Genomic DNA, 365 nt, shown 5'->3' on the forward strand with positions numbered 1-365 from the left:
GATTATCTGCGGCGCACCCAGATGAACATGAAGATGCAGCGGCAGTTCATCCCCGAGACATTGCGCTTGGAATACCAGCTTCGCGTCCAGAACAAGGCCCTTGAGTTTCAAGCCGGGTTTCTCGATGCGATTGGCGCTTTCATGCTGACGTCGCTGGATGGTGTGACAGTGGATTTGTACCGGTGGGAAGTTCTGAGCGTGCTTCAGCGCGCGAACAAGCTGAAATAATAAAAACAGCAGTAAAAGCAAACCCGCGACGGGCGGGGGCGCTTGCAGAGACCGTATCTCTTTATGTGTTGAACTGACCGTACTTTTTCATTGGCAGCGGTAGCCCCTTAGGCTGTTGACGTCAGACACCAACAAAC

Annotated in this window: 1 protein-coding gene; it reads left to right on the top strand. The window is 52.9% G+C overall.

All coding sequences use genetic code 11. The annotated features are described in order from the left end of the window. The first annotated feature begins 6 nt into the window (after positions 1 to 6). Positions 7 to 228, top strand: coding sequence for a hypothetical protein (locus tag ACCD03_RS25505; RefSeq protein WP_413413279.1), 222 nt, complete (start codon positions 7 to 9; stop codon positions 226 to 228). The last annotated feature ends 137 nt before the right edge of the window (positions 229 to 365 follow it).

Origin of the sequence: Ralstonia sp. Ralssp135 (genome assembly GCF_047304345.1) — a bacterium.
Taxonomy (GTDB): Bacteria; Pseudomonadota; Gammaproteobacteria; order Burkholderiales; family Burkholderiaceae; genus Ralstonia; species Ralstonia chuxiongensis.